The organism is Mesorhizobium sp. LSJC285A00 (genome assembly GCF_000503155.1).
Classification (GTDB): Bacteria; Pseudomonadota; Alphaproteobacteria; order Rhizobiales; family Rhizobiaceae; genus Mesorhizobium.
In genome coordinates this window covers 19,443-44,583 of the sequence record NZ_AYVK01000050.1, presented here as the reverse complement: position 1 = coordinate 44,583, position 25,141 = coordinate 19,443, and the positions used below count along the sequence as shown (strand labels likewise).

Genomic DNA, 25,141 nt, shown 5'->3' with positions numbered 1-25,141 from the left:
AGCATCAGCGAGGCAAGGCGAGAAAGCGGCGCAAGCGCCGGCGTGGGCGCAAGGTTTTTGCGCGCGACGACAGCCCTCTCGCAACGGCCGCGGCGGTCGGTGCACCGGCCTCCGTCGGCCCGGCCGCTCCAGCGCCCGTGCCTTTGCCCTCGGCCCCACAACCCCGACCGGAACAGCCAATGCATCGGCCGCCGATGCAGGAACTGCCGGTGTTTGCCGCGCTCGATCTCGGCACCAACAATTGCCGGCTGCTGGTCGCGGTGCCGCAACGCCATGGCCAGTTCCGCGTCATCGACGCCTTCTCGCGCATCGTCAGGCTGGGCGAGGGGCTGACCGCCAATGGGCACCTTAGCCAGGCGGCGATGGACCGCGCCGTCGAGGCGCTGAAAATCTGCGGCGACAAATTGCGCAACCGCAAGATCAGGAAAGCCCGGCTGATCGCCACCGAGGCTTGCCGCACCGCCGACAATGGCGTCGAATTCCTGCAGCGCGTCGAGCGCGAGGCAGGGCTGAAGCTCGAGATCATCGACCGCCAAACCGAGGCGCGGCTTGCTGTATCCGGCTGCGGCTCGCTGGTCGAGCGCGACACGCAAGGCGTGGTGCTGTTCGACATTGGCGGTGGCTCGTCCGAAATCGCGCTGATCGACCTCACCGGCCAGCGCTCGCCGCGGCTGGCCAACCACATCGTGTCGTGGACCTCGCTGCCGGTCGGCGTCGTCTCTCTGGCCGAACGCTTTGGCGGCCGCACGGTGACGCGCGAGATCTTTGCCGCCATGGTCGACGACGTCGCGGTGCGGCTGAAAGCCTTCGACGGCCGCGACCGGCTGAGCCATGTGCTGGCCAGTCCGAAATTCCATCTGCTGGGCACATCCGGCACGGTGACGACGCTGGCCGGCGTCCATCTCGATCTCGAACGCTACGACCGCCGCCGCGTCGATGGGCTGTGGATGGACCGCGACAGCGTCGACCGCATGGTCGAAAAACTGGTCGGCTGGGATTTCCAGCAGCGCTGCGCCAACCCGTGCATCGGCGCCGACCGTGCCGACCTGGTGCTGGCCGGCTGTGCTATCCTGGAAGCCATCCGTGCGGTGTGGCCGTCGGAGCGGCTGCGCGTCGCCGACCGGGGCTTACGCGAAGGCATTTTGAGCGAGCTGATGGCCGATGACGGCGTCTGGCGCAACAGTGGGCGAGGCCGACAGTGACCAAGAAGCCGGAAAAGCCGGGCTCCGCCAGCATTCGTGTCCTCAAGACGCGGATCAAGAAGAAGAGCGGCCTGAAGGAATCGTCGCGCCGCTGGCTGCAGCGCCACATCAATGATCCCTATGTCCAGCGCTCCAAGGCCGACGGCTATCGCTCGCGCGCGGCCTACAAGCTGATCGAGATCGATGACAAGCATCATCTGCTGAAACCCGGCATGAAGGTCATTGATCTCGGTGCGGCCCCCGGCGGCTGGTGCCAGGTGGCGGCCGCGAGGACGAAATCCACTGCCGACAACCCGCATGTCGTCGGCATCGACTATCTCGAAATGGATGCGGTGCCGGGTGCGCCGGTGCTGCTGATGGATTTCCTCGACCCGGAAGCGCCGCAAAAGCTCGCCGAGGCGTTGGGCGGCGACCCCGATGTCGTATTGTCGGACATGGCCGCGCCGACGACGGGTCATAAGCGAACCGACCACATCCGCACCATGCATCTGTGCGAGGTGGCCGCCGATTTCGCGCTGTCGGTGCTGAAGCCGGGCGGGCACTTTTTGGCCAAGACGTTTCAAGGCGGCGCCGAAAACGAGCTGCTGTCGATGCTCAAGAAGAACTTCCGCTCGGTGCACCACGTGAAGCCGCCGGCGTCGCGGGATGAGTCGGTGGAACTGTATTTGCTGGCGAAGGATTTTAAGGGCAGAGACGGCACGGCGTGAAAGACGCTTCGTAGCGTTCCGTCCCTCTGTCCTGCCGGACATCTCCCCCGCAAGGGGGGAGATTGGCAGTTGCGACCGCCTCGCCATTCCTTCAAAGTTGCAAGATTGGCGAAAGCCGCGTGATATCCGATCTCCCCCCTTGCGGGGGAGATGGCCGGCAGGCCAGAGGGGGGTGTGAAGGATCGCCGACGTCGACGATTTTCGTCGCGCCGCCCCTTACTTTCCAGCCGTGCTCACCGGCTCCAGTGTCTTCGGCGTCGTCATCCGGCCATGACCCGACACGGCGTTGCCGGCATCCGGCGCCAGCCGCGTGAACGACACCGACGCCGCCGCTGACACTGCCGCCACGATGAAGAAGGCGATGTGGAAATCGCCGAGCGCCAGCGGTCCGCCATGGATCGAGGTCGAGACTTCCAGGATGCCGCCGGCCAGCGCCACGCCGAGCGCGATCGACAGTTGCTGGAACACCGCCGTGATCGGCGTTGCCTTGCTGGTGTCCTCGGCCGTCACCTCGGCATAGGAGAGCGCGTTGACGCCGGTGAAGAACATCGAGCGGATGAAGCCGCCGACCAGCAATATCGCCAGCATCAGCGCGTAAGGCGTCTCCGGCGTGAACAGGCCGTATATGGCGATCGATGCCGCGGCGATCAGCGAGCCCCAGATCAGCACCCGGCGGAACCCCGCAAGCCGGAAGATCAGCGCGGTAACGAATTTCATTCCGATGGCGCCGATAGCCGAGACGAAGGTGATCATGCCCGACTGGAACGGCGTCAGCCCGAAGCCGATCTGGAACATGAGGGGCAACAGGAACGGCACCGCCCCGATGCCGATGCGAAACAGCGAGCCGCCGAGCACCGAGGAGCGGAACACCGGGTTGCGGAACAGTTCCAGCGCCAGCAGCGGGTTCTTGGCGCGCCGCGCATGCAGGAGATAGAGCACGCCGGAAATCAGCCCGACCGCCACGGTGATGAGGCCGGTCGCCGGCGGCAGATAGGGCAGGCTGACCACCGACAGGCCGAAGATGACGCCGGAGGCCGCCAGCCCGCTCAGTACGAAACCGACGAAATCGAGCGGCGGCGTCTCCATCGAGTCGGTTTGCGGCAGGAAGCGCGTCGCCAGCCAGATGCCGATCAGGCCGATCGGCACGTTGATCAGAAAGATCCAGTGCCAGGTGAAATAGGTGGTGATGAAGCCGCCGATCGGTGGTCCCACAAGCGGGCCGACCAGCGCCGGCACCGTCAGCCACGACATGGCCGCGACCAGCTCGCTCTTCGGCGTCGCGCGCACCAGGACCAGCCGGCCGACCGGCGTCATCATGGCGCCGCCTATGCCTTGCAGGAAGCGCGAGACGACAAAGGCCGGCAGTGAATTGGAGATGGCGCAGCAGACCGAGCCGACGATGAAGACGCCGATCGCGGCGCGAAAAATGGTCTTCGCGCCGAACCGGTCGGCCATCCAGCCGCTGATCGGAATGAAGATCGCCAGCGCCACCAGATAGGCGGTCAGCGCCAGCTTGAGCGCGATCGGGCTGGTGTGGATGTCGACGGCAATCGCCGGCAGCGATGTCGCGATGACGGTCGAATCCATGTTTTCCATGAACAAGGCGACCGCCAGAATGAGCGGAATGATGCGGTTCAACGAACGCGTCCGAACTGGTCTAAATGTGCCTGCCGGCCAATCCAAACAATGAAAAGGCGGGCAAGCCGATACAAACGGGCGGTTATCACGCCTCAGGCGCGATGTCGCATTAATTTGCTGTCACTTTTGTGCGACCGTGGGCGGACAAGAGGCGTCGCTGCGTTTCGCCACATTGAATGAACTTGCGAAAATTGACCTGGTTCACTATGCTGTAGTGAATATAACTACTATATGGACAATGCTATGGAAGAAGCCGTTTCCGCAGCCGACGCCAACCGCAAATTCTCGCTCCTCCTGCGCGGTGTCCGCGAAGGACAGAGCTATGTCGTGACCAGCCATGGGCGCCCCGTGGCGCGGATCGTGCCTGCAGGGCAGCCCGACCCTGCGGCGTCTCGTTCGCGCACAGCGCTGCTGTCGCGCCTCGAACGCCAGCCTGTTGTAGAAGCCGGGCGCTGGAGCCGCGACGAGCTTTACGAGGACGAGCGGTGAAGGTCGCGCTCGATACCAACATCCTTGTTTATGCCGAGGGGATCAACGGAGCCGAGAAGCGCGACATCGTTTTCGGCCTGCTGCACGACATTGCGCAAGAGGCAGCCGTCATTCCAGTCCAGGTGCTCGGCGAATTGTTCACCGTTCTCACACGCAAGGCCGGACGATCACGTGCACAAGCGCGCGACGCCCTGTTGAGCTGGCGCGACGCGTTTCCGGTTGTCGGCACGACGCCGGAGGTGATGACGGTCGCGGCTGATCTTGCGACCGATCACCATTTCGGCATCTGGGATGCGACCATCCTGTCTGTTGCCTCGCAAACCGGTTGCCGGCTGCTGCTGTCGGAAGATCTGCAGGACGGCTTCACCTGGGGCGGCGTAACGGTCGTCAATCCTTTCGCGTCACCGCGCCATGTCTTGCTCGATGCCCTGTTGGGCAAGTCCGCCGAATAGGCCACGACCGGCTTTTCAACCACGCCGCGACGTGTTACCAGCCAGCGCCAATCCTGAAAGGGAAGACGAGTCGGCGCTGTCCATTTCGGTCCAGCGCTTTTTTGTATTCTCCCGGCGCTTTTCGTATCCGAGGACTGGCCATGGCAAAAATCATCGAAACGTCCACCGGCGCGCTGGCGCTGACCTTTGACGACGTGCTGTTGCAGCCCGGTCATTCCGAGGTCATGCCCGGTGAGACCGACATCCGCACCCGCATCGCCACCGACATCGACCTCAACGTGCCGATCCTGTCGGCCGCCATGGACACCGTCACCGAGGCGAGGCTTGCCATCGCCATGGCGCAGGCCGGCGGCATCGGCGTCATCCACCGCAATTTCTCGCCGGCCGAACAGGCCGAGCAGGTGCGTCAGGTCAAGAAGTTCGAATCGGGCATGGTCATCAATCCGGTCACCATCGGCCCCGACGCCACCCTGGCCGACGCGCTGGCGCTGATGCGCACCTATTCCATCTCGGGCATTCCGGTGGTCGAGAATGGCGGGACCGGCGGCCAGAAGATCGGCCGCCTCGTCGGCATCCTGACCAACCGCGACGTGCGCTTCGCCTCCGATCCGGGGCAGAAAGTCTACGAATTGATGACCCGTGAGAACCTGATCACGGTCAAGGAGAATGTCGACCAGGACGAGGCCAAGCGGCTGCTGCATCAGCACCGCATCGAAAAGCTCGTCGTCGTGGACAAGTCCGGCAATTGCGTCGGCCTGATCACCGTCAAGGACATCGAGAAGTCGCAGCTCAACCCGCACGCCACCAAGGATGCGCAGGGGCGCCTGCGGGCGGCGGCAGCCACCAGCGTCGGCGATGACGGCTTCGAGCGCGCCGAGCGGTTGATCGATGCCGGTGTCGACCTCCTGGTCATCGACACCGCGCATGGCCATTCGCAGCGCGTGCTCGATGCGGTGACGCGGGCCAAGAAGCTTTCCAATTCCGTCCGCATCCTGGCCGGCAACGTCGCCACCGCCGAAGGCACGCAGGCGCTGATCGACGCCGGCGCCGATGCCGTCAAGGTCGGCATCGGCCCGGGCTCGATCTGCACCACGCGCATCGTCGCCGGCGTCGGCGTGCCGCAGCTTTCGGCGATCATGTCGGCGGTCGAGACGGCGCATAGATCAGGCGTGTCGGTCGTCGCCGACGGCGGCATCAAATATTCGGGTGACCTGGCCAAGGCGCTTGCCGCCGGCGCCAGTGCGGCCATGATCGGTTCGCTGCTGGCCGGCACCGACGAAAGCCCGGGCGAGGTCTATCTGCATCAGGGCCGCTCCTTCAAGGCCTATCGCGGCATGGGCTCTGTCGGCGCCATGGCGCGCGGCTCGGCCGATCGCTACTTCCAGGCCGAGGTTCGCGACACGCTGAAACTGGTCCCGGAAGGCATTGAAGGGCAGGTGCCCTACAAGGGACCTGTGTCTGGCGTGCTGCACCAGCTTGCGGGCGGGCTAAAAGCCGCTATGGGTTATGTCGGTGGCCGCGACCTTGCCGATTTTCGCGAACGCGCCACCTTTGTGCGCATATCCAACGCCGGACTTCGTGAAAGCCACGCCCATGACGTCACGATTACCCGCGAAAGCCCGAACTATCCTGGCGGAGCCTGACCGGCAGCCAGAGCGGTACATGCTCTGGCGCCACCAGGCGACGATCGTGCTGCGGCTGGCGCGCCATGCCGGCGCGCTGTGCTTTGCCGCCGCGGCGGTTTTCATCATCATGACGCTGCTGGAATTCTTCTATTTCCGCCGGCTGAGCGGTGGCCTGCCGTCGCTCGACGTGCGCCTTGGCGGGTTCACGCCCGACGAGGGCATGGCCTGGCTGACGGCACTCGGCCGGCGCGGCAGCGAGATCATCCTGGTCTGGCACTATTTGACTTTCGACCTTCTCTTCCCGGCGCTGCTGTCGCTGACCATGGTCAGCCTGATCCTGGCAACCGGGCGGCGGCTGAAGAGTTTTCGTGCCATGCCGGTGCAGCTTCAGGCACTGTTCGCGCTGGTCATCGTGCTGCCCTACACGTGCGCCGACTACGCCCAGAACATTGCGGTGGCGCGGCTTCTGTCCGATGCGCTGTCGGCCAACCCGGATTCTCTGTCTTTCGCCTCGTCGCTGATCGTCACCAAATTCGCGCTGCTGGCGATCCCCGTCATCGTCATCGCGTTTTTGATCCTTGCCGCCCAGCGGCGTCCACAGGCATGAACGACAGAGCAGGGGCAACGCCATGAGCCAGACCGCGATTTTCTGGCCGATGCTGGCGCAGGTGTTGCTCGTCTATATCGTCTATGTCGTGATGGGCCGGCGCCGCTACGGCGCGGTCAAATCGGGCGAGGCCAAGGTCGGTCAATACAAGGTGCGCACGACCGAGCCCGGGTCGAGCGTCACGGTTGCCAACAATCTCATCAACCAGTTCGAACTGCCGGTGCTGTTCTATGTGCTGTGCCTGGCGCTGCACGCGACCAATGGCGTCAATTATCTGACCCTGGCGTTGATGTGGATTTTCGTGATTTCCCGCTATGGCCACGCCTGGGTCCACCTCACCAGCAACAATCTGCGGTTTCGCAGCCGCGCCTTCTACGTCGGCGCGATCATTCTCTTGTTGGCATGGATCTGGTTCGCGCTACACCTGCTCGGAGCGGTGTAGGGCAGTCGTTTACCCTCCCCCTCGTGGGGAGGGTCGCTCCGCGCAGCGGAGCGGGGTGGGGGTCTACAAATCGAACACCGCGATCTTGCGCTTGTCGAACTTGATGCCGATTTCGCCGCGCACCAGCTTCAGTGCGGCTTCGCCGAACACGGCGCGTCGCCAGCCCTGCAGGGCCGGCACGTCGGCATCCTCGCCCTCGGCGGCGATGCGGTCGATGTCGTCGCTGGACGCCAGCACTTTCGAGGCGACGCCTTCCTTCTCGGCGACGATCCGCAACAGCACTTTCAACAGCTCGGAGGCGGCATTGGAGCCCTCGGGCGGCTGAAAGCTCTTGGGCAGCTTCGGCATCTCTTCGCGGGGCAAAGCGAGCGCCGTGTTGACCGCGCCAAGCAATGCGGTAGCCGTCGACGAACGCTCCCAGCCTTTCGGCGTCGTGCGCAGCTTGCCAAGGGCTGCCGCATCGCGCGGCGCCTGCTGGGCGACCTCGTATATGGCGTCGTCCTTGAGCACCCGGCCGCGCGGCACGTCACGCTCACGCGCCTCGCGTTCGCGCCATGCCGCCACCGCCTGCACGATCGCCAGCTCCTGGGGCTTGCGCAGCCGCATCTTCAGCCGCTTCCAGGCGTCTTCGGGGTGCGGATCGTAGGTTTCGCGCGAAGTCAGCACCTCCATTTCCTCGTTCAGCCAATGGGCGCGGTTTTCCCGCTCCAGTTCGGCGCTGAGATGCTTGTAGACGTCGATCAGATGGGTGACGTCGGCCAGCGCATAGTCGAGCTGCTTGTCCGACAGCGGCCGGTGGCGCCAGTCGGTGAAACGCGAGGATTTGTCGAGCCGTGCGCCGGTGATGCGCTGCACCAGCTGATCGTAGGAGACGCTGTCGCCGAAGCCGCAGACCATGGCCGCGACCTGGGTGTCGAACACCGGATGCGGCACCAGATCGCCGAGATGGACGATGATTTCAATGTCCTGGCGCGCGGCATGGAAAACCTTGACCACCGCTTCATTGGCCATCAGCCGGAAGAATGGGGCGAGGTTGATGTCGGGCGCCAGCGGGTCGATCAGCGCGGTGACGCCTGGCGCCGCCATCTGGATCAGGCACAGAATCGGCCAGAATGTCGTTTCGCGGATGAATTCGGTGTCGACGGTGACGAAATCCGACTTTTCAAAAGCGGCGAGAACGGACTCGAGCTCATTTTGGGTGGTGATGACGTGCATCAAATCGCTTTTTAGTAACGGGTAAGGTTCTCTTTCAATTTCAGCCGTGGGCGCTTTCGTCAAGCCGCCCGTCGGTCAAGTATCCGCCGATCCGTCGGAATCGCCATTCCTGCGCGCCAGCCGCGCGAACACAGTCGATGTGCGCAGCAGCGCTGTGAAGCGGCTGCGCTTGCCCGCCGGCACGCTGCCGCGCACCTGCATGCGGTAGAGAATGACGGCGATGAGGGTGGCGTAGACGACTGCGCTGAAGACAAACAGGGCGCCCGGTCCGAAATGTTGCATCACTGCGGACGCCGCGAAGGGGCCACCAATGGCGCCGAAGGAATAGAACAGCATCAAGGCGGCGTTGATCAGCACGAACTCGCCCTTGTCGGCGCGGTCGTTGGAATGCGCCGCCGATAGCGAATAGAGCGGCATGGCGAAGCTGCCGAAGATGAAGACGATGATCAAATTGAGGGTCGGATCGGCGCCGGCGACGAAGACCAGCGCCAGCGCGGCGAACATGGCGCCGCATGTCGTGGCCAAAAGCACCGCGCGCCGATCCCAGCGGTCGGAGAGGTAGCCCAGCGGATACTGGATGAGGGCGCCGCCGAAGATGCCGACGCTGACGAAGGTGACGACATCGGCCACCGACATGCCGATCTGCTCGGCATAGACCGGCGACAGCGTGCGGAAGGCGCTGTTGGTGACGCCGACGCAGATGCAGCCGAAGCAGCCGAGCGGCGAAATCCGCCAGACGCGGGCGAGATCGAGCTTGACGTCTTCCGGCGGCGTCGGGTTGGAGCGGTCGCCGAGCGACACCGGAACCAGCGACAGCGTGATCATCATCGACATGATGGCGAAGATGGCAAAGCCGCCGGGGCCGAAGATCGGGATCAGGAACTGCGCGCCGGTTACCGAGCCGATATCGACCATGCGGTAGACGGCGAGCACCCGCGCACGATCCTTGTTTTCGACGCCGGAGTTCAGCCAGGCTTCCATGACGGTGAACAGGCCGGCAAAGCAGAAACCGCCGGCAAAGCGCACCGCGCACCACATCACCGGGTCGATCACCAGCACCAGGAGCAGCGTACTGGCAGCGGCGATGGCGGCGAGCGCTGAAAACGTCCGGACATGGCCGACTGCCTTGAGGATACGGGTGACGGCCAAGCACCCCAACAGGAAGCCGGCGAAATAGAACGTGCCCATCAGGCCGATGTCGGAGGCCGAAAATCCTTCCTGCGCGCCGCGCAGCGCGATCAGCGTGCCCTGCAGCCCGTTGCCGCCAAGCAGGATGCCGGCGGCGATGAGGAGCGGGATCAGCGGGCGGATGGAGGACATACGGAACCGTTGCTTAGGTGGCTCCACAGTTCTGAACTATCGGTGTGGCCAATGCCAGTGGCTTGTCCCGCCGCCAACAGGTGTGTGGCTTCAAGTGCGGCCGTTCAAGCTCCGTCGGCCCTCGCCAAAGCTTCGCTCGCTGGCGCAGGCTTGCCCCGGGCAGCCCTTCGGCCAAGCGAGCCGGCGGTCAGCAGGCTGAGCATGATGAAGGGGATGCCGATACCGAAGGCCGAGCGAATGCCCCAATGGTCGGAGACGAAGCCGAGCAATGGCGGGCCGAGCAGGAAGGCGACGAAGGAGATCTGCGACAGCGCCGCGACATTGATTGCCGCGGAGCGGTCCGTGCGTTGGGCCGCCGCCGAGATCGCCAGCGGAAAGATCGCGCTGCTGCCGATGCCAAGTAGCGCAAAGCCCAGCATCGATACGAGCGGGGCAGGCGAGAAGAAGACGAGCAGCACGCCGACCGCCATCGTCGCCAGCAGCACCCGCGCCACGACGCTCGGCGAGTGGCGGTCGACAAAGGAGTCGGCAAAGAAGCGCGTGCTCGCTTGCGAGAATGCAAACAGCGCCACGGTGAAGCCGGCGACGAAAGGGCCCGCATCGAACACGGTGCGCATGTAGATTGCCGACCAGTCGATGCTGGCGCCTTCCATCAGCATCGCCGACAGTGTCACCGCGACGAGGACGAGGATCGGCAGCGTCGGCCGCGCCAGCGTTGGCGCCGTCTCGTCATTGCCGGCGAAGCGGCTCGGCGCCGGTTCGTAACCGCCGAGAAACAGCGCGATTCCTGTCGCCACCATCGGTACGACAATCGCCAGGTGCAGTTGCGGCGAAATGCCGAGATGCGCAAGCGCGGCGCCGAACAGGCCGGCGCCGAAAAAGCCGATGCTCCAGAACGAATGCGCCCGGTTCATGATCCGGCGCTTGAGCAGGAATTCGGTTCTGTCGGCCTCGACATTGAGAATGATCTCGACGCTGCCGATCATCAGGCCGACCGGAAACAGCATCAGGAACAGCGCAAGCGGCCCAGGCGCATGCACGGCAATGGCAAAGACAACCGACAAGAGCGGCACCAGCCCGAGCAGCGCGCGGCGGAAGCCGACGCGCTCCAGGATCGGCGCCGCCAGCGTCAGCGCGGTCAAGGTGCCGATCGGCGTCCCGATCAGGCTGAGCCCGAGCGTGCCGTCTCCTATGCCCATGGCATGCTTGATGTCGGGCAGCCGCGGGAAGATTTGGCCCATGGCGAACGAATAGATCGCAAAGCCGGCGTAGACCCGGTGTTGCGGAGCGAGGCGGAGGCCAAAGGTCATGACGATGCTTTCGGGGAAGAGAGCCGGCGATTGTGGTTGATATTCTCTTATCTTGCACAAACATGCAAATCGTGCAAGAACGTGCAAAAAGAAAACAGGATCATGCAATGCTGACCGATGAGCGGCATCAAATCATTCGCGATCGCCTCGCCGTCGAGGGCCGGGTACTGGCCGGCGAGCTGGCAAGCCGCTTCGGCGTTTCGGAGGACACGGTTCGCCGCGACCTCAGGGAACTCGCCAAGGCCGGGCAATGCCGCCGCGTCTATGGCGGTGCGGTCGCGCCCGCACCCTTCGCATCGACGACTGTCGGCCTGCGCGCCAGTCATGCCGTCGAAGAAAAGACGCGGCTGGCCCGCGCAACCGTGGCACTGCTTTCGCGCGGACAGACCCTGTTCATCGACAGCGGCTCGACCAATGCCGCGATCGCCAGGGCCATCCCGCGCGACATAGATCTGACCGTCGCCACCAATTCGCTCGAAATTGCCTCCGTCCTGTCAGACCACGCTTTGGTCGAACTGATTGTGCTGGGCGGGCGGTTCGACCGCCATCTCGGCGCCTGCGTCGGCGCCGACACGCTTGCAGCTGTCGGGCAACTTGGCGCGGACTTGTTTGTTCTCGGATCCTGCGGTCTCGATGCGTCGCGCGGCGTCACGGCCTTCGATTCGGCTGAGGCCGAGGTAAAGCGGGCCATGGCCAAGAACAGCGCAGGCATCGTCATCGCTGTAACCAACGACAAGCTGGCCACAGCCGCACCCTACCGGGTCGCCAGGCCAGAGGCGATCCGCCACCTCGTGGTCGAAAAGACCGCGCCGGCCGCAATCCTCGCGGATTTCGAACGCCAGGGCGCCGAAATCCATTTGGCTTAAACGGAGCTGGGCGCGCGGGCAGTCCGGGACGCAGCATGGGCGACGAACACTTCGACATCTTCCTTTGAATGACCGAGAAGGGCTCCTTCAAGCCTCGCCAGATCATTCGATGTGAAGATGTCAAAGGCCTCTCCGCTGCGGCACGTTCTGGAGATCAACAAGCTCAGTTTGCAGCGTCATTCTTCTGTCGGCAGGCAGTATCAGCGCTCTTCCACTGAGGTTTTAGGAACAATCTGGGTGAACTTCAGGATGCGGCCTTTGTCGACAAACGGTGCAAAGCCTGCATCGCCAATATGTCGGCGTCCATACCCGGTTCCGCCGCGAACAAGGCCATTGATTTGTCGCCCTGAAGCATCAGCTCCAATTCGCGGCCATTATGTGGCCCGACACTCGGCGGGACTGTGGGTTTTGGCATGAAGTATCTCCAGATCATTCGATGACTGCACTGTCGCGAGAAACACTTCTGGCGGCAATGCGCCAAGCCTGGCAAAGACTTCAACACTGACGAGCGGTTAGAGAGACGACCCAAACCCGGCTTGCCTTGACAAATCGGGCCTCCCATGCGCTTTTCGCGCAAATTTTGGACCGGGCTTTGATGCTTCGGCCCGCAACCAGAACACCCCGGAATTTTGACATGACAATGCATCGTTACCGCAGCCACACCTGTGCCCAGTTGAGAAAGAGCGATGTCGGCTCTTCGGTTCGCCTGTCGGGCTGGGTGCATCGCGTGCGCGACCATGGCGGCCTGCTGTTCATCGACCTGCGCGACCATTACGGCCTGACCCAGATCGTCGTCGATCCGGATTCGCCCGCCTTCAAGGTCGCCGAGACGCTGCGTGGCGAATGGGTGATCCGCGTCGACGGCGAGGTCAAGGCGCGCCTGCCGGACACCACCAACGCCAACCTGCCGACCGGCGAGATCGAGATCTTTGCCCGCGAGATCGAGGTGCTGTCGGCAGCCAAGGAATTGCCGCTGCCGGTGTTCGGCGAGCCCGACTATCCCGAAGACATCCGCCTGAAGTACCGTTTTCTCGACCTGCGCCGCGAGACGCTGCACAGGAACATCGTGGCGCGCACGAAAATCATCGCCGAGATGCGCAAGCGTATGACCGATGTCGGCTTCACCGAATTCTCGACGCCGATCCTGACGGCCTCGTCGCCGGAAGGCGCGCGCGACTTCCTGGTGCCGTCGCGGATCCATCCCGGCACCTTCTACGCGCTGCCGCAGGCGCCGCAGCAGTACAAGCAGCTGATCATGGTTTCGGGCTTCGACCGCTATTTCCAGATCGCGCCCTGCTTCCGCGACGAGGACCCGCGCGCCGACCGCCTGCCCGGCGAATTCTACCAGCTCGACCTCGAGATGAGCTTCGTCGAGCAGGACGACGTGCTGTCGACCATGGAGCCGGTGATGCGGAGCGTCTTCGAGACTTTCGCCAACGGCAAGCCGGTGACGCAGACATTCCAGCGCATCCCGTACGATGTCGCGATGCGCAAATACGGCTCCGACAAGCCGGACCTGCGCAACCCGATCGAGATGCAGGCCGTCTCCGACCATTTCCGCGATTCCGGCTTCAAGGTGTTCGCCAACATCCTGGCCAACGATCCGAAGGCCGAAGTGTGGGGCATTCCGGCCAAGACCGGCGGCAGCCGCGCCTTCTGCGACCGCATGAACTCGTGGGCGCAGGGCGAGGGCCAGCCGGGACTGGGTTACATCTTCTGGCGCAAGGAAGGCGACAAGCTTGAAGGCGCCGGTCCGCTGGCCAAGAACATCGGCGAGGAGCGCACCGAGGCGATCCGCCAGCAGCTCGGCCTTGCCGATGGCGACGCCGCCTTCTTCGTCGCCGGCGATCCGAAGAAGTTCGTTACCTTCGCCGGTGCCGCGCGTACGCGTGCCGGCGAAGAACTGAACCTTGTCGACCGCGAGCGCTTCGAATTGTGCTGGATCGTCGACTTCCCGTTCTTCGAATGGAGCGAGGAGGAGAAGAAGATCGACTTCGCCCACAACCCGTTCTCGATGCCGCAAGGCGGTATCGACGCGCTCAACGGCGACGACCTGCTCGGCATCAAGGCCTTCCAGTACGACATGGTCTGCAACGGTTTCGAGATCGCCTCTGGCGGTATCCGCAACCATTTGCCCGAGACCATGGTCAAGGCGTTTGAGACGGTCGGGCTGGACCGCGCCACGGTCGAGGAGCGCTTCGGCGGCCTCTATCGCGCCTTCCAGTATGGCGCGCCGCCGCATGGCGGCATGGCGGCCGGTGTCGACCGCGTGGTCATGCTGCTGGTCGGGGCCAAGAACCTGCGCGAGATCACCATGTTCCCGATGAACCAGCAGGCCTACGATTTGTTGATGAACGCGCCTTCGGAAGCCTCGCCGCAGCAGTTGCGTGATCTGTCGCTGCGTGTCGCGGCAGTGAAGAAGGACTGACGGCAGCGTTGCAGCTGCCCTTTCTCCCCGTCTCTATACGGGGAGAAATGTCCGGCAGGACAATGAGGGGCAGCACGCATGCAGGCGATTGGCGAACGGCCTTAGCAGTTGGCGCCTTCTGACAATCGGTTCAGCATCGAACTACAATTTGCAGGCGTTGGCGCCGCCCCTCATCTGCCTGCCAGCACCTTCTCCCCGTATAGTGACGGGGAGAAGGGAGCGAACTTCGATCAGTCTTCGTTGGCCTTGACGTGGACGCCCAGCGTCTTGGTCAGGTCGGCCGGGTTGGACATGGCGCCGGCCATGATCAGCGCGAACGGCACCGCTGCCGGCGGCTCGGCCGAAATCTCGAGGCTCTTCGGATCGTCGAGGTACTTGCTCACCGCGGCCGTCACTTCGGCGGTCAGTTCGGGATTGTTGAGCTGCGCCATGCCGAACGGCACGATCGCCTTGGCCTGGTTGGCGATGTCCTTGCCCGACATGCCCTGCTGCTTGCCGACATACTCAAGCACTTTGCCGGTGAGCGAATCGTCATCGAAGCGGATCGATGCGCTGTTGAAGGAGAGCTGCTGCAACAGGCCGAGCAGGGCCATGCCTTGCGCCGAATTGTCAGCCCCTTCGGGCTGCGCCGCCATCTTCTTCTGCATCTCCTGCAGCGACTTGACGAAGTCGACCGTGTAGCCGCCGAGGCCGAAGGTCATGCCGAGCGTGCCGGCATTCTCGACCGAGATGTCGTATTTCGACAGGTCCATCTTGCCGTCGCTCGGCTGCCAGGTGCCGCCGATTTCGATATTGCCCGAGATGTTCTGGTAGCCGAGGGCCTCGATGGCTTCCTTGGATTTCGCATCGTCGACCAGGGTCAGGTCGGCGTTGAACTTTTCCGTGGTGGCGGAAAACTCCATCGCCTTGCCGTCGGCCGGCGGCGTGATCTGGACAGCAAGCCCATCCACCGAGAAGGCGGTCTTGTCGGCAACCTTGACCGTCAGGTTTTCGAGTTCGGCCGACTTGTAGATCATCATCGAGCCGAGCGGGCCTGTAGCGCCCTCAGCCGGGATGTTGGCGTCGTGGATGACGAAGGGGGTGAGGTTGAGCGTGACGCCGTCCTTGCTGTGCTCGAAGGCCGAAGTCGTGATGGTCGCGACATCGAAGCCGCCATTGGCTTCGGTCACGCCCTCGAGCTTGACGTCACCGATCGGCAGCGATTCCTTTTCGGCCGCCGGTTTGACCGACACGCCCTGCAGCACCATGCTGGAATTGTCGCCGGTAACGCCGGTCCAAGTGATATCGACGCCCTGGACGGCAAGTGCGGCCTTCAGTCGGTCGGCAACCGCCGTGTCTTGCGCAAAGGCGGCATTCAGCGGCAGCGTCAGCAAAAAGGTCGAAAAAGCAAGAGTCTTGAGTGTCGAGCGTTGGATTGTCATCGCGAGTTCCCTGAGAGAGTCCTGAAAAAAGTGTTTTCTCAATTCTACGCCATCACCATTCCGTGACGAACTGGACGGGAAAAAGGCGCCTTCCCGCAGATTTGTCGAAAATCACGGCGAAAGGCAAATCGGAGCGGGAGCCTTCGCCCGATGCGGTGAATATGTCATGAAGGTCGGGCTCCCCTGCGTACCGTCTCCTGCCTTAGAGAGGGCGTGTAACAGATTGATGTTGGTTGGCAACAGCACTGCTACCGTTGCTGTTGCACAGGGACGGCAAGGGGGAACATGAAGTCCGTCACATCCATTGTCGGACCTTGAGCCGCCCTCGTAAGCCCAAAGGCTGCAAAGTGCGGATTTCCGCAGCCCCGCCTTGCCGCGAATCACCCGCTCGGCTAGTCCAGCCGCATGGGAAAAAGGATTTTGCCGCCTGAAAATGGCGGCGGTGACCACATCGAACCGGTCGATCTGAAGAAGGCGCTGGAAGAGCGCTATCTCGCCTATGCGCTCTCGACCATCATGCACCGGGCGCTGCCTGACGTGCGCGACGGGCTGAAGCCTGTGCATCGCCGCATCATGCATGCGATGCGGCTGCTCAGGCTCAACCCCGACCAGGGCTTTGCCAAATGCGCCCGCATAGTCGGCGACGTGATGGGCAAGTTCCATCCGCATGGCGACCAGTCGATCTACGACGCGCTGGTGCGCCTGGCGCAGGATTTCTCCATGCGCTATCCCCTCGTCGACGGGCAGGGCAATTTCGGCAATATCGACGGCGATAACGCCGCCGCCATGCGCTATACCGAGGCGCGCATGACCGAGGTGGCGAGCGATTTGCTTGCCGGCATCACCGAGGACGCCGTCGATTTCCGGCCAACCTACAATGAGGAGGACGAGGAGCCCGTAGTGCTTCCCGGCGCCTTCCCGAATCTGCTCGCCAACGGTTCCTCCGGCATTGCGGTCGGCATGGCTACCTCCATCCCGCCGCACAATGCCGCCGAGCTTTGCGACGCAGCGCTGCAGTTGATCGAGCAGCCGGACGCGCCGGTGACAAAGCTGATGGAGTTCGTCCAGGGGCCGGATTTCCCGACCGGCGGCATCATCGTCGACAGCCGCGCATCCATCCTGGAGGCCTATGAGACCGGCCGCGGCGGTTTTCGCGTGCGCGCCAAATGGGGCCAGGAGGATCAGGGCAGGGGCACCTGGAGCATCGTCGTCACTGAAATCCCCTACGGCATCCAGAAGGCCAGGCTGATCGAGAAGATCGCCGAGCTTTTGATCGCGCGCAAATTGCCGCTGCTTGAGGATGTCAGGGATGAAAGCGCCGAGGACGTCCGCATTGTGCTCGTACCGAAGAGCCGTTCGGTCGATCCTGGCATTCTGATGGAATCGCTGTTCAAGCTGACCGAGCTCGAAAGCCGGTTTCCCCTCAACATGAACGTTTTGTCGCGGGGCAAGGTGCCTAACGTCCTGTCGCTGAAGGGCGTGCTGAAGGAGTGGCTCGACCATCGGCGCGATGTGCTGATCCGCCGCTCGAAGCATCGGCTTGGCGAGATCGAGAAGCGGCTGGAAATCCTTGCCGGCTACCTGATCGCCTATCTCAACATCGACGAGGTCATCAGGATCATCCGCGAGGAGGATGAGCCCAAGCAGGTGATGATGGCCCGTTGGTCGCTCACCGACACCCAGGCCGAAGCCATCCTCAACATGCGGCTGCGGGCCCTGCGCAAGCTGGAAGAGTTCGAGATCCGCAAGGAGTTCGACGGTCTCACCACCGAGAAGAAGCAGATCGAGGCATTGCTCGCATCCGACGCCAAGCAATGGTCGACGATCAAATGGGAAGTCACGCAGGTTCGCGACAAGTTCGGCCCCGAGACCGAACTCGGCAAGCGCCGCACCCAGTTCGCCGACGCGCCGGAGCATGATCTGACCGACATTGCCCACGCCATGATCGAGCGCGAGCCGGTCACCGTGGTGGTCTCGGAAAAGGGCTGGCTGCGGGCGATGAAAGGCCATTTGGCCGACCATTCCACGCTCACCTTCAAGGAAGGCGACAGCCTCAAGCTCGCCTTCCATGCCCAGACCACCGACAAGATCCTGGTCTTCACCACCGGCGGCAAATTCTACACCATCGGCGCCGACCGGCTGCCGGGCGGCCGCGGCCATGGCGAACCGATCCGCATCATCGTCGACATGGACAACGACCAGGACATCGTCACCGCCTTCGTCCACGACCCGAAGCGCAAGCTGCTGCTCGTCTCCTACGATGCCAATGGTTTCGTCGTGCCGGAGGAGGAGGTCGTCGCCAACACCCGAAAGGGCAAGCAGGTGATGAACGTCAAGGCGCCCGACGAGGCCAAGGCCTGCGTCCCCGTGTCAGGCGATCATCTCGCCATTGTCGGCGAGAACCGCAAGATGCTGGTGTTTGCGCTCTCCGAAATCCCCGAAATGGGCCGCGGCAAGGGCGTTCGCCTGCAGAAATACAAGGATGGCGGTCTGCTCGACCTGAAACCCTTCACGCTGGCGAGCGGCCTGTCGTGGCAGGATTCCGCCGACCGCACCTTCGTCAGGTCGCGCGAGGAGCTGGCGGAATGGATCGGCGCGAGAGCGTCTGCCGGACGGATGGTGCCGAAGGGATTCCCGCGGACCGGGAAATTTGGTTGAAGCTGCTGATCTCCCCCNCGTCTGCCGGACGGATGGTGCCGAAGGGATTCCCGCGGACCGGGAAATTTGGTTGAAGCTGCTGATCTCCCCCACAAGGGGGGAGATTGGCAGCTTCACCAACCATTTGGACTATCGTCACGATTGCGGCACTATAACAGTGCATAAGGCTGGGGTAGGCCGGGGAGAATTGACCGTTTGAAGGAAGCGAAGATCCAGAAGCCGGAGCGTCAGCAGCGCCTGTTCGGCCTGTCGACACCGTTGCGAGCCGCCGTCATTCCGCCGCTGTCGGCGGCGCGCTGGCTGTTGGTGCTGATCGTTGCCGCCGGCGTCTATTTCTTCCACGGCTTCCTGTTTCCCGTGCTGGCGGCGCTCGTCATCGCCTTCGCCAGTTGGCCGCTCTACCGCCGGCTGCTTGCCGGTGTCGGCGGCAACCGCACCGTCGCCGCGACGCTCGCCATCCTGTTCATCCTCGCCTTCCTGGTGGTGCCGATAGCGCTCGCCGGCACCTACGCCATCAACGAGGTCCGCGAATGGGTCGGCTGGGCGATCGAGACCAACAGGCACGGCGCGGTCACACCGCACTGGATCACCTCGCTGCCTGTCGTCGGCGAGTGGCTGAACGAACAGTGGACAGACAATTTCGGCCATCCCGGCGGCATCGGCGAGCTGATCCAGCTGGTCAGCGGCGCCAATATCGGCAGCATCTATCGCGGCGTACTGGCTGCCGGCGGCAGCGCCTTCGGTCTCTTGCTGACGCTGCTGTTCATGATGATCGCGCTGTTCTTCGCCTATCGCGACGGCGAACACTTTGCCGGCCAGATCGACCGGCTCGGCGAACGCATTCTGCCGACGCGCTGGGAGCGGATTTCGCGCGTCGTGCCGGCAACGATCTCGTCGACCGTCACCGGCATGACCGTGATCGCCATCGGCGAGGGGCTGGTGCTGGGCATCGCCTACTGGCTGGCCGGCGTGCCGTCGCCGGTGACGCTCGGTGCGCTCACCGGTGTGATGGCGCTGATCCCCGGCGGCGCGCCGCTGTCCTTTACGCTGGTGTCGATCTACCTCGCCGCCAGCGGCTCGCCGATGGCCGGGCTGGCGTTGTTCATCTGGGGCGCGGTGGAGCTGTTCGTGGTCGACAAGACCTTGCGCCCGAAACTGGTCGGCGGACCGATCAAGCTGCCTTTCCTGCCGACATTTTTCGGCCTGATCGGCGGCGTCAAGACAATGGGCTTTCTCGGCCTGTTCATTGGCCCCGTGCTGATGGCGCTGCTGGTGGCGATCTGGCGCGAATGGCTGCGCGAGGTGGAACTGGCCGAGGATGCCGTTCCCGATGCCGTCGCCGAGAACGAAGGCGGGCCGCCACAGATCGAGATCGTCGCCGAGAAAAAGGCCAGGGCATGATCTTCAGGATCAAAACGCGGCTCACGTGACGTCGGGTCCTGCGCATGTTTTTGCGATTTGTTCGGCCAAGAATCATTGAGGGAACACGGGCGCGCGAAGGTTTTTTTGGCGCTGCCTACGAGTTGCGAGGTCAAACTGATCTCGATCAACACACGTTGGATCGGCTGGAAGACAGTCTTGCCTGGTTTCGACAGAACCTTGCTATCCCGCCACGCTTCAACCTCTCAAGCTCGAAAGGTTTTTACAGGAAACAGACGACCCAAGGATTAAGCTGGTTCAAGCCAACTGCGACGGAGCATTTGGCTAGGGCTTATGACCTCACCGCACTTCTTGCGCAGCATGGGCATCATGTCGAGGTCATGAAGAGTTCCCGTTTGGGATATGTCGTTTACGAGGATGAATACCAGATCGTTGCAGAGCCTTTTTCAGATACGGCAACACGTTGATCGCACCTCTAAACAGGGTAAGCGACAGCAAGCGCTGCCCGGCGCTTGCGCCCCTCATGCAGCTGCCACAACGAATGCGCGACCAGCGTGACGATCAGGATCACGCCACCGATCAGGCTGTTGCGCGACGGCGTCTCGGCAAAGATCATCCATATCCAGACCGGCGCCAAAACCGTTTCCAGGAGATAGAACATCGCCACTTCCGGGCCTGAAATGTATTTCGGCCCGTTGGCCAGGCAGAAGAAGGCGAACGGCATGATGACGGCGCCGTTGAAAACGATCCACCATGGCGCTTCCACCTGGAAACCGGTCCTGGAGACCATGAGCGCCGCCAGCCCGAACGGCAGCAGGACGCCGGTCAGCGCGGTGAATCCCATATCCCTGCCGCTGGCGCGTGAAACGGTGATGGCGCAGGCAATCGCCAAGGCCGAACACAGCGCCATCACATCGCCGAACAGATCTCCCGTGCCGACGGAATCGCCGACGATGATCGCGATGCCGACGATCATCAGCGCCATTGCCGCAAGCGTCAGCGGCTGTGGTCGCTCCTTCAGGAACAGCCACGACAGCAGCGCCGAGAACATGGTGGAGAAGGCCAGGATGAAAACCAGATTGGCGGTCGAGGTGTTGTAGACGGCAGTGATGAAGGCGATTGCGCCGAGCCCGTAGAGGGTGGCGACGACGAGCCCCGACCAGCCGGGTATCAGCTGCGGAGCATTCTTGCTGAACGAGCGCCAGATGGCCCATACGATCAGCCCCGCCACGAAGGTGCAGCCGGTGCGCAGCAAAAGGATCGTCCAGGCTTCGCCATGGGCGAGCCGGATCAGGGGAATGTCGATGGTCAGCGCCAGCCCGCCAAGCGCGGTGAGCAGAAGTCCTTTGGTGTGGGCATTGTGAGAGGACATGCAACGGCTTTCGCAATGATTTGAGCAGATGCCGGTCGGCGCAATCGCCCCGCCAACGGGCGGAAAGACCAGCATCGTCTCGGCTGAAAATGTTTAGATCAGGATTTGGTAAGAAGAAAAATCAGCTCGTGACCGCTTCGTGGTCGTAGCGTTCCCAGCCCTTCGGGCCGAGATGCTCCTGCGGCATGAACCGCATTTTATAGTTCATCTTGCGCGAGCCGTTGACCCAGTAGCCGAGATAGACATGGGGCAAGCCCATGGCCCGGGCGCGGGCGATATGGTCGAGGATCATGAAGGTGCCGAGCGAACGGTCCTCGAACTCGGGATTGAAGTAGGAATAGACCATCGACAGGCCATCGGCCATCTTGTCGGTCAGCGCCACGGCGATCAGCTCGCCCTGGCCCTTGCCGGTGATGAATGTGTCGGGGCCGCGGCGCCGGTATTCGATCACCTTGGTGTCGACATGGGTATCCTCGACCATCATGGCGTAGTCGAGCACCGTCATGTCGGACATGCCGCCGCGGCGATGGCGAGCGTCGAGATAGCCGCGAAACAGCGAATACTGCTCGGTCGACGGCTGCGCGTCGTGCATGGCGCCGATCAGATCGGAATTGCGCTGGATCACCCGCTTCATGTTGCGGCTGGCGGTGAACTCCTGCGCCAGGATACGCACCGAGACGCAGGCGCGGCAGGTCTCGCAGGCGGGACGGTAAGCGATGTTCTGCGAGCGCCGGAAACCGCCTTGCGTCAACAGATCGTTCATCTCCGGCGCCTTGTCGCCGACCAGATGCGTGAACACCTTGCGTTCGAACTGGCCCTCGAGATACGGGCACGGCGATGGCGCGGTCAGGAAGAACTGCGGCGACTGGGTCGGATGGTGCGTCATCGAACCTTGGGAACACTCCTGCGAATCGCTCTACCTTTGGCTTGGCTGGCGAAAAATTCAACAGGATTGTGAAGGCGGGATTGAACGGACCCCTTCACATTTGCGCACAAATGCCTGTTGGCGTCGGTTGGACGCCGGTTCAACGGTCGCTGCGGCTGACGACCGTGCCAAGCAGCAGGTCGTGCAGTGTGCGCTTGCGATCGGAAAACAGCGTCACCAGCAGGACGAGCGGCGTCAGGATGACCGTGCTCGCCCAGAACAGCACCGAATGGACAACGGCGGTGAGGCCGTCGATACGGCTGCCGTCGAGACGATCGAGCCGAATGCCCATCATCTTCATGCCTGATGTGGCCTGGTTGCGACCGCCCAGCGTGTTCCAGATGTAGAGAATGGCGACCGCCGGCACGAGGATGGAATACAGCGCCCAGCCAAGACCGAATGTCAAAAGGCCAAGCACGGCCACCAGGATCGCGAACGGAATGGTGAGCAGCGCCACGATGCAATAGTCGATGATGAAGGCCAGGATCCGCCGCGTGCGCACACCGTCATAGGCCCTGACGTCGTCGAGCCTGCTGGTGATGATTTCGCCGTCAAGTACGCGCGCGTTCATGTCATGTCCTCGTAACAGGCGCCACGCTAGGGTGCGCCGCCACTGAAATGGTGAAGACCGCGGGCGGAATCAAGATCGGTTCGTCCATCGGTCCGGGTCGGCAGTGTGGCGCGGTTGAGCCGATTGAATTTGGTGGACGGATGGCGTTAGCTTGCTGCGGCGCAACAAGACGCCGAGGGGACGGGGTTACATGGATTACGACATGCTGGTCATCGGCAGCGGCCCTTCCGGGCGCCGCGCCGCGGTGCAATCGGCAAAGCTCGGCAAATCGGTGCTGGTGGTCGACAGGGGCCGGCGCCTCGGCGGCGTCTCGGTGCACACCGGCACCATCCCGTCGAAGACGCTGCGCGAGACGGTGCTGAACCTGTCCGGCTGGCGCGAGCGGGGCTTTTACGGCCGCGGCTACCGGGTCAAGCAGGACATCTCCATCGCCGACCTGGTCGAGCGGCTGCACAAGACGCTCGACCACGAGGTCGAGGTGCTGCAGCACCAGTTTATGCGCAACGCCGTCAAAAGCGTCCGCGCCATGGCGAAATTCGTCGGCCCAAACAAGGTCAGCCTGACGGCAGACAATGGCGACTACTCGGAGGTTGGTTTCACCAATGCGCTGATCGCGGTCGGCACCAGGCCGCACCGGCCGCGCGACGTGCCTTTCGACAAGATCCGCGTCTTCGACAGCGACGAGATGCTGGAACTCGACCATCTGCCGCGCACGCTGACGGTGATCGGCGCCGGCGTCATCGGCGTTGAATATGCGACGATCTTTTCGGCGCTCGACGTGCCGGTGACGCTGGTGGAGCCGCGCAACACCATCCTCGATTTCGTCGACCGCGAGATCGTCGACGACTTCATCCACCAGATGCGCGACCGCGGCATGACCATTCGCCTCGGCAGTACGGTCAAGGAAATCGTCTCAAAACCCGACTATGCCGAAGTGACGCTCGCCGATGGCCGCACCATCCGCTCCGAGATCGTGCTTTACGCCGCCGGCCGCAGCGGCAATCTCGGCAGCCTCGGCCTCGACGTGGTCGGCATCGAGGCCGATTCCCGGGGCCGCATCAAGGTCGATCCGCAGACCTTCCAGTCCAGTGCGCCCAACATCTATGCCACCGGCGACGTCATCGGTTTCCCCAGCCTTGCCTCGACATCGATGGAGCAGGGCAGGGTGGCCGCCTGCCACGCCTTCGGCGTGCAACTGCCACCGCCGCCGGAAACCTTCCCCTATGGCATCTACGCCGTGCCGGAAATCTCCACCGTTGGTCAGTCGGAGGAGCAGGTGCGCGAGAGCGGCGCTGCTTATGAAGTCGGTCTGGCGCGGTTCCGCGAAACCTCGCGCGGCCACATAATGGGCGTCAACTCCGGCTTTCTGAAACTGCTGTTCTCGGTCGAAACGCGCCGCCTGCTCGGCGCCCACATCGTCGGTGAAGGCGCCACCGAACTGATCCATATCGGCCAGGCGGTGATCAACCTCGGCGGCACGGTTGATTTCTTCGTCAACAACACCTTCAACTATCCGACGCTGGCCGAAGCCTACAAGATCGCCGGGCTCGATGCCTGGAACCGGATGGGACAGGGCTAGGCGACGAGCATCTGCTCAGCCGTTCCGCCGGGCGCCGATGCGGTCTACCAAGGTCTCTTAGCCTGCCTGGCGTGCGACCAATGCTGGTCCCGCCAGCCATTGCCGGACGATGGCGGCATCCGGGTCGCCGATTTCGTGACCTGAAGGCACGATGCGCGCATCGACCTCGGCGCCATGTTTGTTGAGCAGCCTCACCAGTGGCGGCGCAAACGGCCCGTAGGTCTCGTCCGCGGCACCAGCGACAATCAGGACGCGCCTTCCTGTCAGATCGGTTGCCGGCGCATCGTCAAGCACGGGCATTGCTCTCAGCAACGCCGCTTTTCGGACGAGGCCGGAGTTGAGCAGCATCAGGCTGGAAACCAGATTGGCGCCGTTGGAATAGCCGAGGAAAGTCGCCCGGGCGAGGTCGAGCCCGTGGCGCTTTGCGGCCTCGCTTGCGAAGGCGGCAAAGTACGATGTTTCGGCACGGATGCTCGCCTGTTCGAAACTGGTCGGCGTGATCCGCTCGAACCAGCGGAAGCCGTCTTCTTGGCGGATGCGGCCACGCACCGCGACCAGCGTGGCGTTAGGGGCGATCTGCCTCGCAATCGGGACCATCGTCGTTTCGTCGACACCCGATCCGTGCAGTAAAAACAGGCTCTCGCCGCCGGCATTCTCCGGCTTGAGGAGGCGGTAGGGAAAGGCCAGATCCTGGTGCAGAAAGGCGTTCTCGTCGCTATATCGATCCACGCTCATATCTGGTTGTTTTCACGGAGACATTGGTCCTTTGCCAGCTTCAAAACGGAATATTTTCACGCTCCGCCAAATGTGATTGCAACAGGCTCATTTCAGACCGTTTCTGCGCCGATATGCTCCCTGCGGGAGGAATCGAAGCGGTGTGCGCCGATGGTCGCATCCCGGCATGAACAACGCGAGCATCCTTGCTCTCCTTTGA

22 protein-coding genes are annotated in these 25,141 nt (G+C 63.2%); 13 read left to right on the top strand and 9 right to left on the bottom strand.

Annotation, left to right across the window (positions count from 1 at the left end):
- Window positions 1-1,202 (top strand): Ppx/GppA phosphatase family protein (locus X726_RS141020; protein ID WP_031215484.1); only part of this gene is annotated, 1,202 nt, incomplete at its 5' end.
- Entirely contained in the window at window positions 1,199-1,909 is a 711-nt protein-coding gene (locus tag X726_RS141025) for an RlmE family RNA methyltransferase (protein WP_023673038.1), read from the top strand. The genes X726_RS141020 and X726_RS141025, both read left to right, overlap by 4 nt.
- Window positions 1,910-2,125: 216 nt before the next feature.
- Here the strand turns inward: X726_RS141025 and X726_RS141030 are convergent, their stop codons facing one another.
- Entirely contained in the window at window positions 2,126-3,547 is a 1,422-nt protein-coding gene (locus tag X726_RS141030) for an MFS transporter (RefSeq protein WP_023673037.1), read from the bottom strand.
- Window positions 3,548-3,790: 243 nt separating this feature from the next.
- On the opposite strand from X726_RS141030, the gene X726_RS141035 reads away from it, so the two are divergent.
- The 5 genes from X726_RS141035 to X726_RS141055 all read left to right on the top strand — a co-directional run bounded on the left by X726_RS141035 (window position 3,791) and on the right by X726_RS141055 (window position 7,162).
- Entirely contained in the window at window positions 3,791-4,036 is a 246-nt protein-coding gene (locus X726_RS141035) for a type II toxin-antitoxin system prevent-host-death family antitoxin (protein WP_023673036.1), read from the top strand.
- Window positions 4,033-4,488: a PIN domain-containing protein gene (locus X726_RS141040; RefSeq protein WP_023673035.1), complete on the top strand. Its 456-nt coding sequence runs from the start codon at window positions 4,033-4,035 to the stop codon at window positions 4,486-4,488. Before X726_RS141035 ends, X726_RS141040 begins: the two co-directional genes overlap by 4 nt.
- Window positions 4,489-4,628: 140 nt before the next feature.
- Window positions 4,629-6,131 (top strand): IMP dehydrogenase, encoded by a 1,503-nt coding sequence (guaB, locus tag X726_RS141045; protein WP_023673034.1) that lies wholly within the window; start codon window positions 4,629-4,631, stop codon window positions 6,129-6,131.
- A gap of 19 nt (window positions 6,132-6,150) precedes the next feature.
- Complete coding sequence (locus X726_RS141050) at window positions 6,151-6,720, top strand: hypothetical protein (protein WP_023673033.1); 570 nt, start codon at window positions 6,151-6,153, stop codon at window positions 6,718-6,720.
- Window positions 6,721-6,742: 22 nt separating this feature from the next.
- Complete coding sequence (locus X726_RS141055) at window positions 6,743-7,162, top strand: MAPEG family protein (protein ID WP_023673032.1); 420 nt, start codon at window positions 6,743-6,745, stop codon at window positions 7,160-7,162.
- A 63-nt stretch (window positions 7,163-7,225) separates the two neighbouring features.
- Here the strand turns inward: X726_RS141055 and rnd are convergent, their stop codons facing one another.
- From rnd to X726_RS141070, 3 genes are all read right to left on the bottom strand, one after another.
- Window positions 7,226-8,377 carry a ribonuclease D gene (gene rnd / locus X726_RS141060; protein ID WP_023673031.1) on the bottom strand — a complete coding sequence of 384 codons (1,152 nt, stop codon included), beginning with the start codon at window positions 8,375-8,377 and terminating at the stop codon, window positions 7,226-7,228.
- 75 nt (window positions 8,378-8,452) lie between these two features.
- Entirely contained in the window at window positions 8,453-9,697 is a 1,245-nt protein-coding gene (locus X726_RS141065; RefSeq protein ID WP_023673030.1) for an MFS transporter, read from the bottom strand.
- Between the two features lie 104 nt (window positions 9,698-9,801).
- On the bottom strand, window positions 9,802-11,007 hold the full coding sequence (locus tag X726_RS141070) for an MFS transporter (RefSeq protein WP_023673029.1): 1,206 nt from the start codon (window positions 11,005-11,007) through the stop codon (window positions 9,802-9,804).
- 107 nt (window positions 11,008-11,114) lie between these two features.
- Between X726_RS141070 and X726_RS141075 the strand changes: the two genes are divergently transcribed.
- Together X726_RS141075 and aspS are read left to right on the top strand one after the other, a co-directional pair.
- Entirely contained in the window at window positions 11,115-11,873 is a 759-nt protein-coding gene (locus X726_RS141075; protein ID WP_023715384.1) for a DeoR/GlpR family DNA-binding transcription regulator, read from the top strand.
- Window positions 11,874-12,513: 640 nt separating this feature from the next.
- Window positions 12,514-14,301, top strand: coding sequence for an aspartate--tRNA ligase (gene aspS, locus X726_RS141080; RefSeq protein ID WP_031215482.1), 1,788 nt, complete (start codon window positions 12,514-12,516; stop codon window positions 14,299-14,301).
- A gap of 230 nt (window positions 14,302-14,531) precedes the next feature.
- Here aspS and X726_RS141085 read toward each other — a convergent pair whose 3' ends face one another.
- Window positions 14,532-15,722 (bottom strand): hypothetical protein, encoded by a 1,191-nt coding sequence (locus tag X726_RS141085; protein WP_023673025.1) that lies wholly within the window; start codon window positions 15,720-15,722, stop codon window positions 14,532-14,534.
- A 405-nt stretch (window positions 15,723-16,127) separates the two neighbouring features.
- Between X726_RS141085 and parC the strand changes: the two genes are divergently transcribed.
- From parC to X726_RS1000000169870, 3 genes are all read left to right on the top strand, one after another.
- Complete coding sequence (parC, locus tag X726_RS141090) at window positions 16,128-18,380, top strand: DNA topoisomerase IV subunit A (RefSeq protein WP_023673024.1); 2,253 nt, start codon at window positions 16,128-16,130, stop codon at window positions 18,378-18,380.
- 195 nt (window positions 18,381-18,575) lie between these two features.
- Window positions 18,576-19,781 (top strand): AI-2E family transporter, encoded by a 1,206-nt coding sequence (locus tag X726_RS141095; RefSeq protein ID WP_023673023.1) that lies wholly within the window; start codon window positions 18,576-18,578, stop codon window positions 19,779-19,781.
- Between the two features lie 44 nt (window positions 19,782-19,825).
- Entirely contained in the window at window positions 19,826-20,227 is a 402-nt protein-coding gene (locus X726_RS1000000169870) for a hypothetical protein (protein ID WP_084630936.1), read from the top strand.
- Between the two features lie 8 nt (window positions 20,228-20,235).
- Here the strand turns inward: X726_RS1000000169870 and X726_RS141100 are convergent, their stop codons facing one another.
- The 3 genes from X726_RS141100 to X726_RS141110 form a co-directional block, all read right to left on the bottom strand.
- On the bottom strand, window positions 20,236-21,132 hold the full coding sequence (locus tag X726_RS141100) for a DMT family transporter (protein WP_031215481.1): 897 nt from the start codon (window positions 21,130-21,132) through the stop codon (window positions 20,236-20,238).
- A 121-nt stretch (window positions 21,133-21,253) separates the two neighbouring features.
- Window positions 21,254-22,018 carry an arginyltransferase gene (locus X726_RS141105; RefSeq protein WP_023673021.1) on the bottom strand — a complete coding sequence of 255 codons (765 nt, stop codon included), beginning with the start codon at window positions 22,016-22,018 and terminating at the stop codon, window positions 21,254-21,256.
- Between the two features lie 139 nt (window positions 22,019-22,157).
- On the bottom strand, window positions 22,158-22,628 hold the full coding sequence (locus X726_RS141110) for an RDD family protein (RefSeq protein WP_023673020.1): 471 nt from the start codon (window positions 22,626-22,628) through the stop codon (window positions 22,158-22,160).
- A 190-nt stretch (window positions 22,629-22,818) separates the two neighbouring features.
- Here X726_RS141110 and sthA point away from each other — a divergent pair, with 190 nt between their 5' ends.
- A complete protein-coding gene (sthA, locus tag X726_RS141115; RefSeq protein ID WP_031215480.1) occupies window positions 22,819-24,207 on the top strand; it encodes a Si-specific NAD(P)(+) transhydrogenase in 1,389 nt (462 codons plus the stop codon).
- 57 nt (window positions 24,208-24,264) lie between these two features.
- On the opposite strand, the gene X726_RS141120 is transcribed toward sthA, so the two are convergent.
- The gene (locus X726_RS141120) at window positions 24,265-24,936 is read right to left on the bottom strand and encodes an alpha/beta hydrolase (protein WP_023682414.1); all 672 of its coding nucleotides are present in this window, start codon (window positions 24,934-24,936) and stop codon (window positions 24,265-24,267) included.
- Window positions 24,937-25,141 lie beyond the last annotated feature (205 nt).

Excerpts from the sequence above, each read along its gene's own strand:
- X726_RS141035 (WP_023673036.1), top strand. The coding sequence starts at position 3,791 with ATGGAAGAAGCCGTTTCCGCAGCCGACGCCAACCGCAAATTCTCGCTC.
- guaB (WP_023673034.1), top strand. The coding sequence starts at position 4,629 with ATGGCAAAAATCATCGAAACGTCCACCGGCGCGCTGGCGCTGACCTTT.
- X726_RS141050 (WP_023673033.1), top strand. The coding sequence starts at position 6,151 with ATGCTCTGGCGCCACCAGGCGACGATCGTGCTGCGGCTGGCGCGCCAT.
- X726_RS141055 (WP_023673032.1), top strand. The coding sequence starts at position 6,743 with ATGAGCCAGACCGCGATTTTCTGGCCGATGCTGGCGCAGGTGTTGCTC.
- rnd (WP_023673031.1), bottom strand. The coding sequence starts at position 8,377 with ATGCACGTCATCACCACCCAAAATGAGCTCGAGTCCGTTCTCGCCGCT.
- X726_RS141065 (WP_023673030.1), bottom strand. The coding sequence starts at position 9,697 with ATGTCCTCCATCCGCCCGCTGATCCCGCTCCTCATCGCCGCCGGCATC.
- X726_RS141070 (WP_023673029.1), bottom strand. The coding sequence starts at position 11,007 with ATGACCTTTGGCCTCCGCCTCGCTCCGCAACACCGGGTCTACGCCGGC.
- X726_RS141075 (WP_023715384.1), top strand. The coding sequence starts at position 11,115 with ATGCTGACCGATGAGCGGCATCAAATCATTCGCGATCGCCTCGCCGTC.
- aspS (WP_031215482.1), top strand. The coding sequence starts at position 12,514 with ATGCATCGTTACCGCAGCCACACCTGTGCCCAGTTGAGAAAGAGCGAT.
- X726_RS141085 (WP_023673025.1), bottom strand. The coding sequence starts at position 15,722 with ATGACAATCCAACGCTCGACACTCAAGACTCTTGCTTTTTCGACCTTT.
- parC (WP_023673024.1), top strand. The coding sequence starts at position 16,128 with ATGGGAAAAAGGATTTTGCCGCCTGAAAATGGCGGCGGTGACCACATC.
- X726_RS1000000169870 (WP_084630936.1), top strand. The coding sequence starts at position 19,826 with ATGTTTTTGCGATTTGTTCGGCCAAGAATCATTGAGGGAACACGGGCG.
- X726_RS141100 (WP_031215481.1), bottom strand. The coding sequence starts at position 21,132 with ATGTCCTCTCACAATGCCCACACCAAAGGACTTCTGCTCACCGCGCTT.
- X726_RS141105 (WP_023673021.1), bottom strand. The coding sequence starts at position 22,018 with ATGACGCACCATCCGACCCAGTCGCCGCAGTTCTTCCTGACCGCGCCA.
- X726_RS141110 (WP_023673020.1), bottom strand. The coding sequence starts at position 22,628 with ATGAACGCGCGCGTACTTGACGGCGAAATCATCACCAGCAGGCTCGAC.
- sthA (WP_031215480.1), top strand. The coding sequence starts at position 22,819 with ATGGATTACGACATGCTGGTCATCGGCAGCGGCCCTTCCGGGCGCCGC.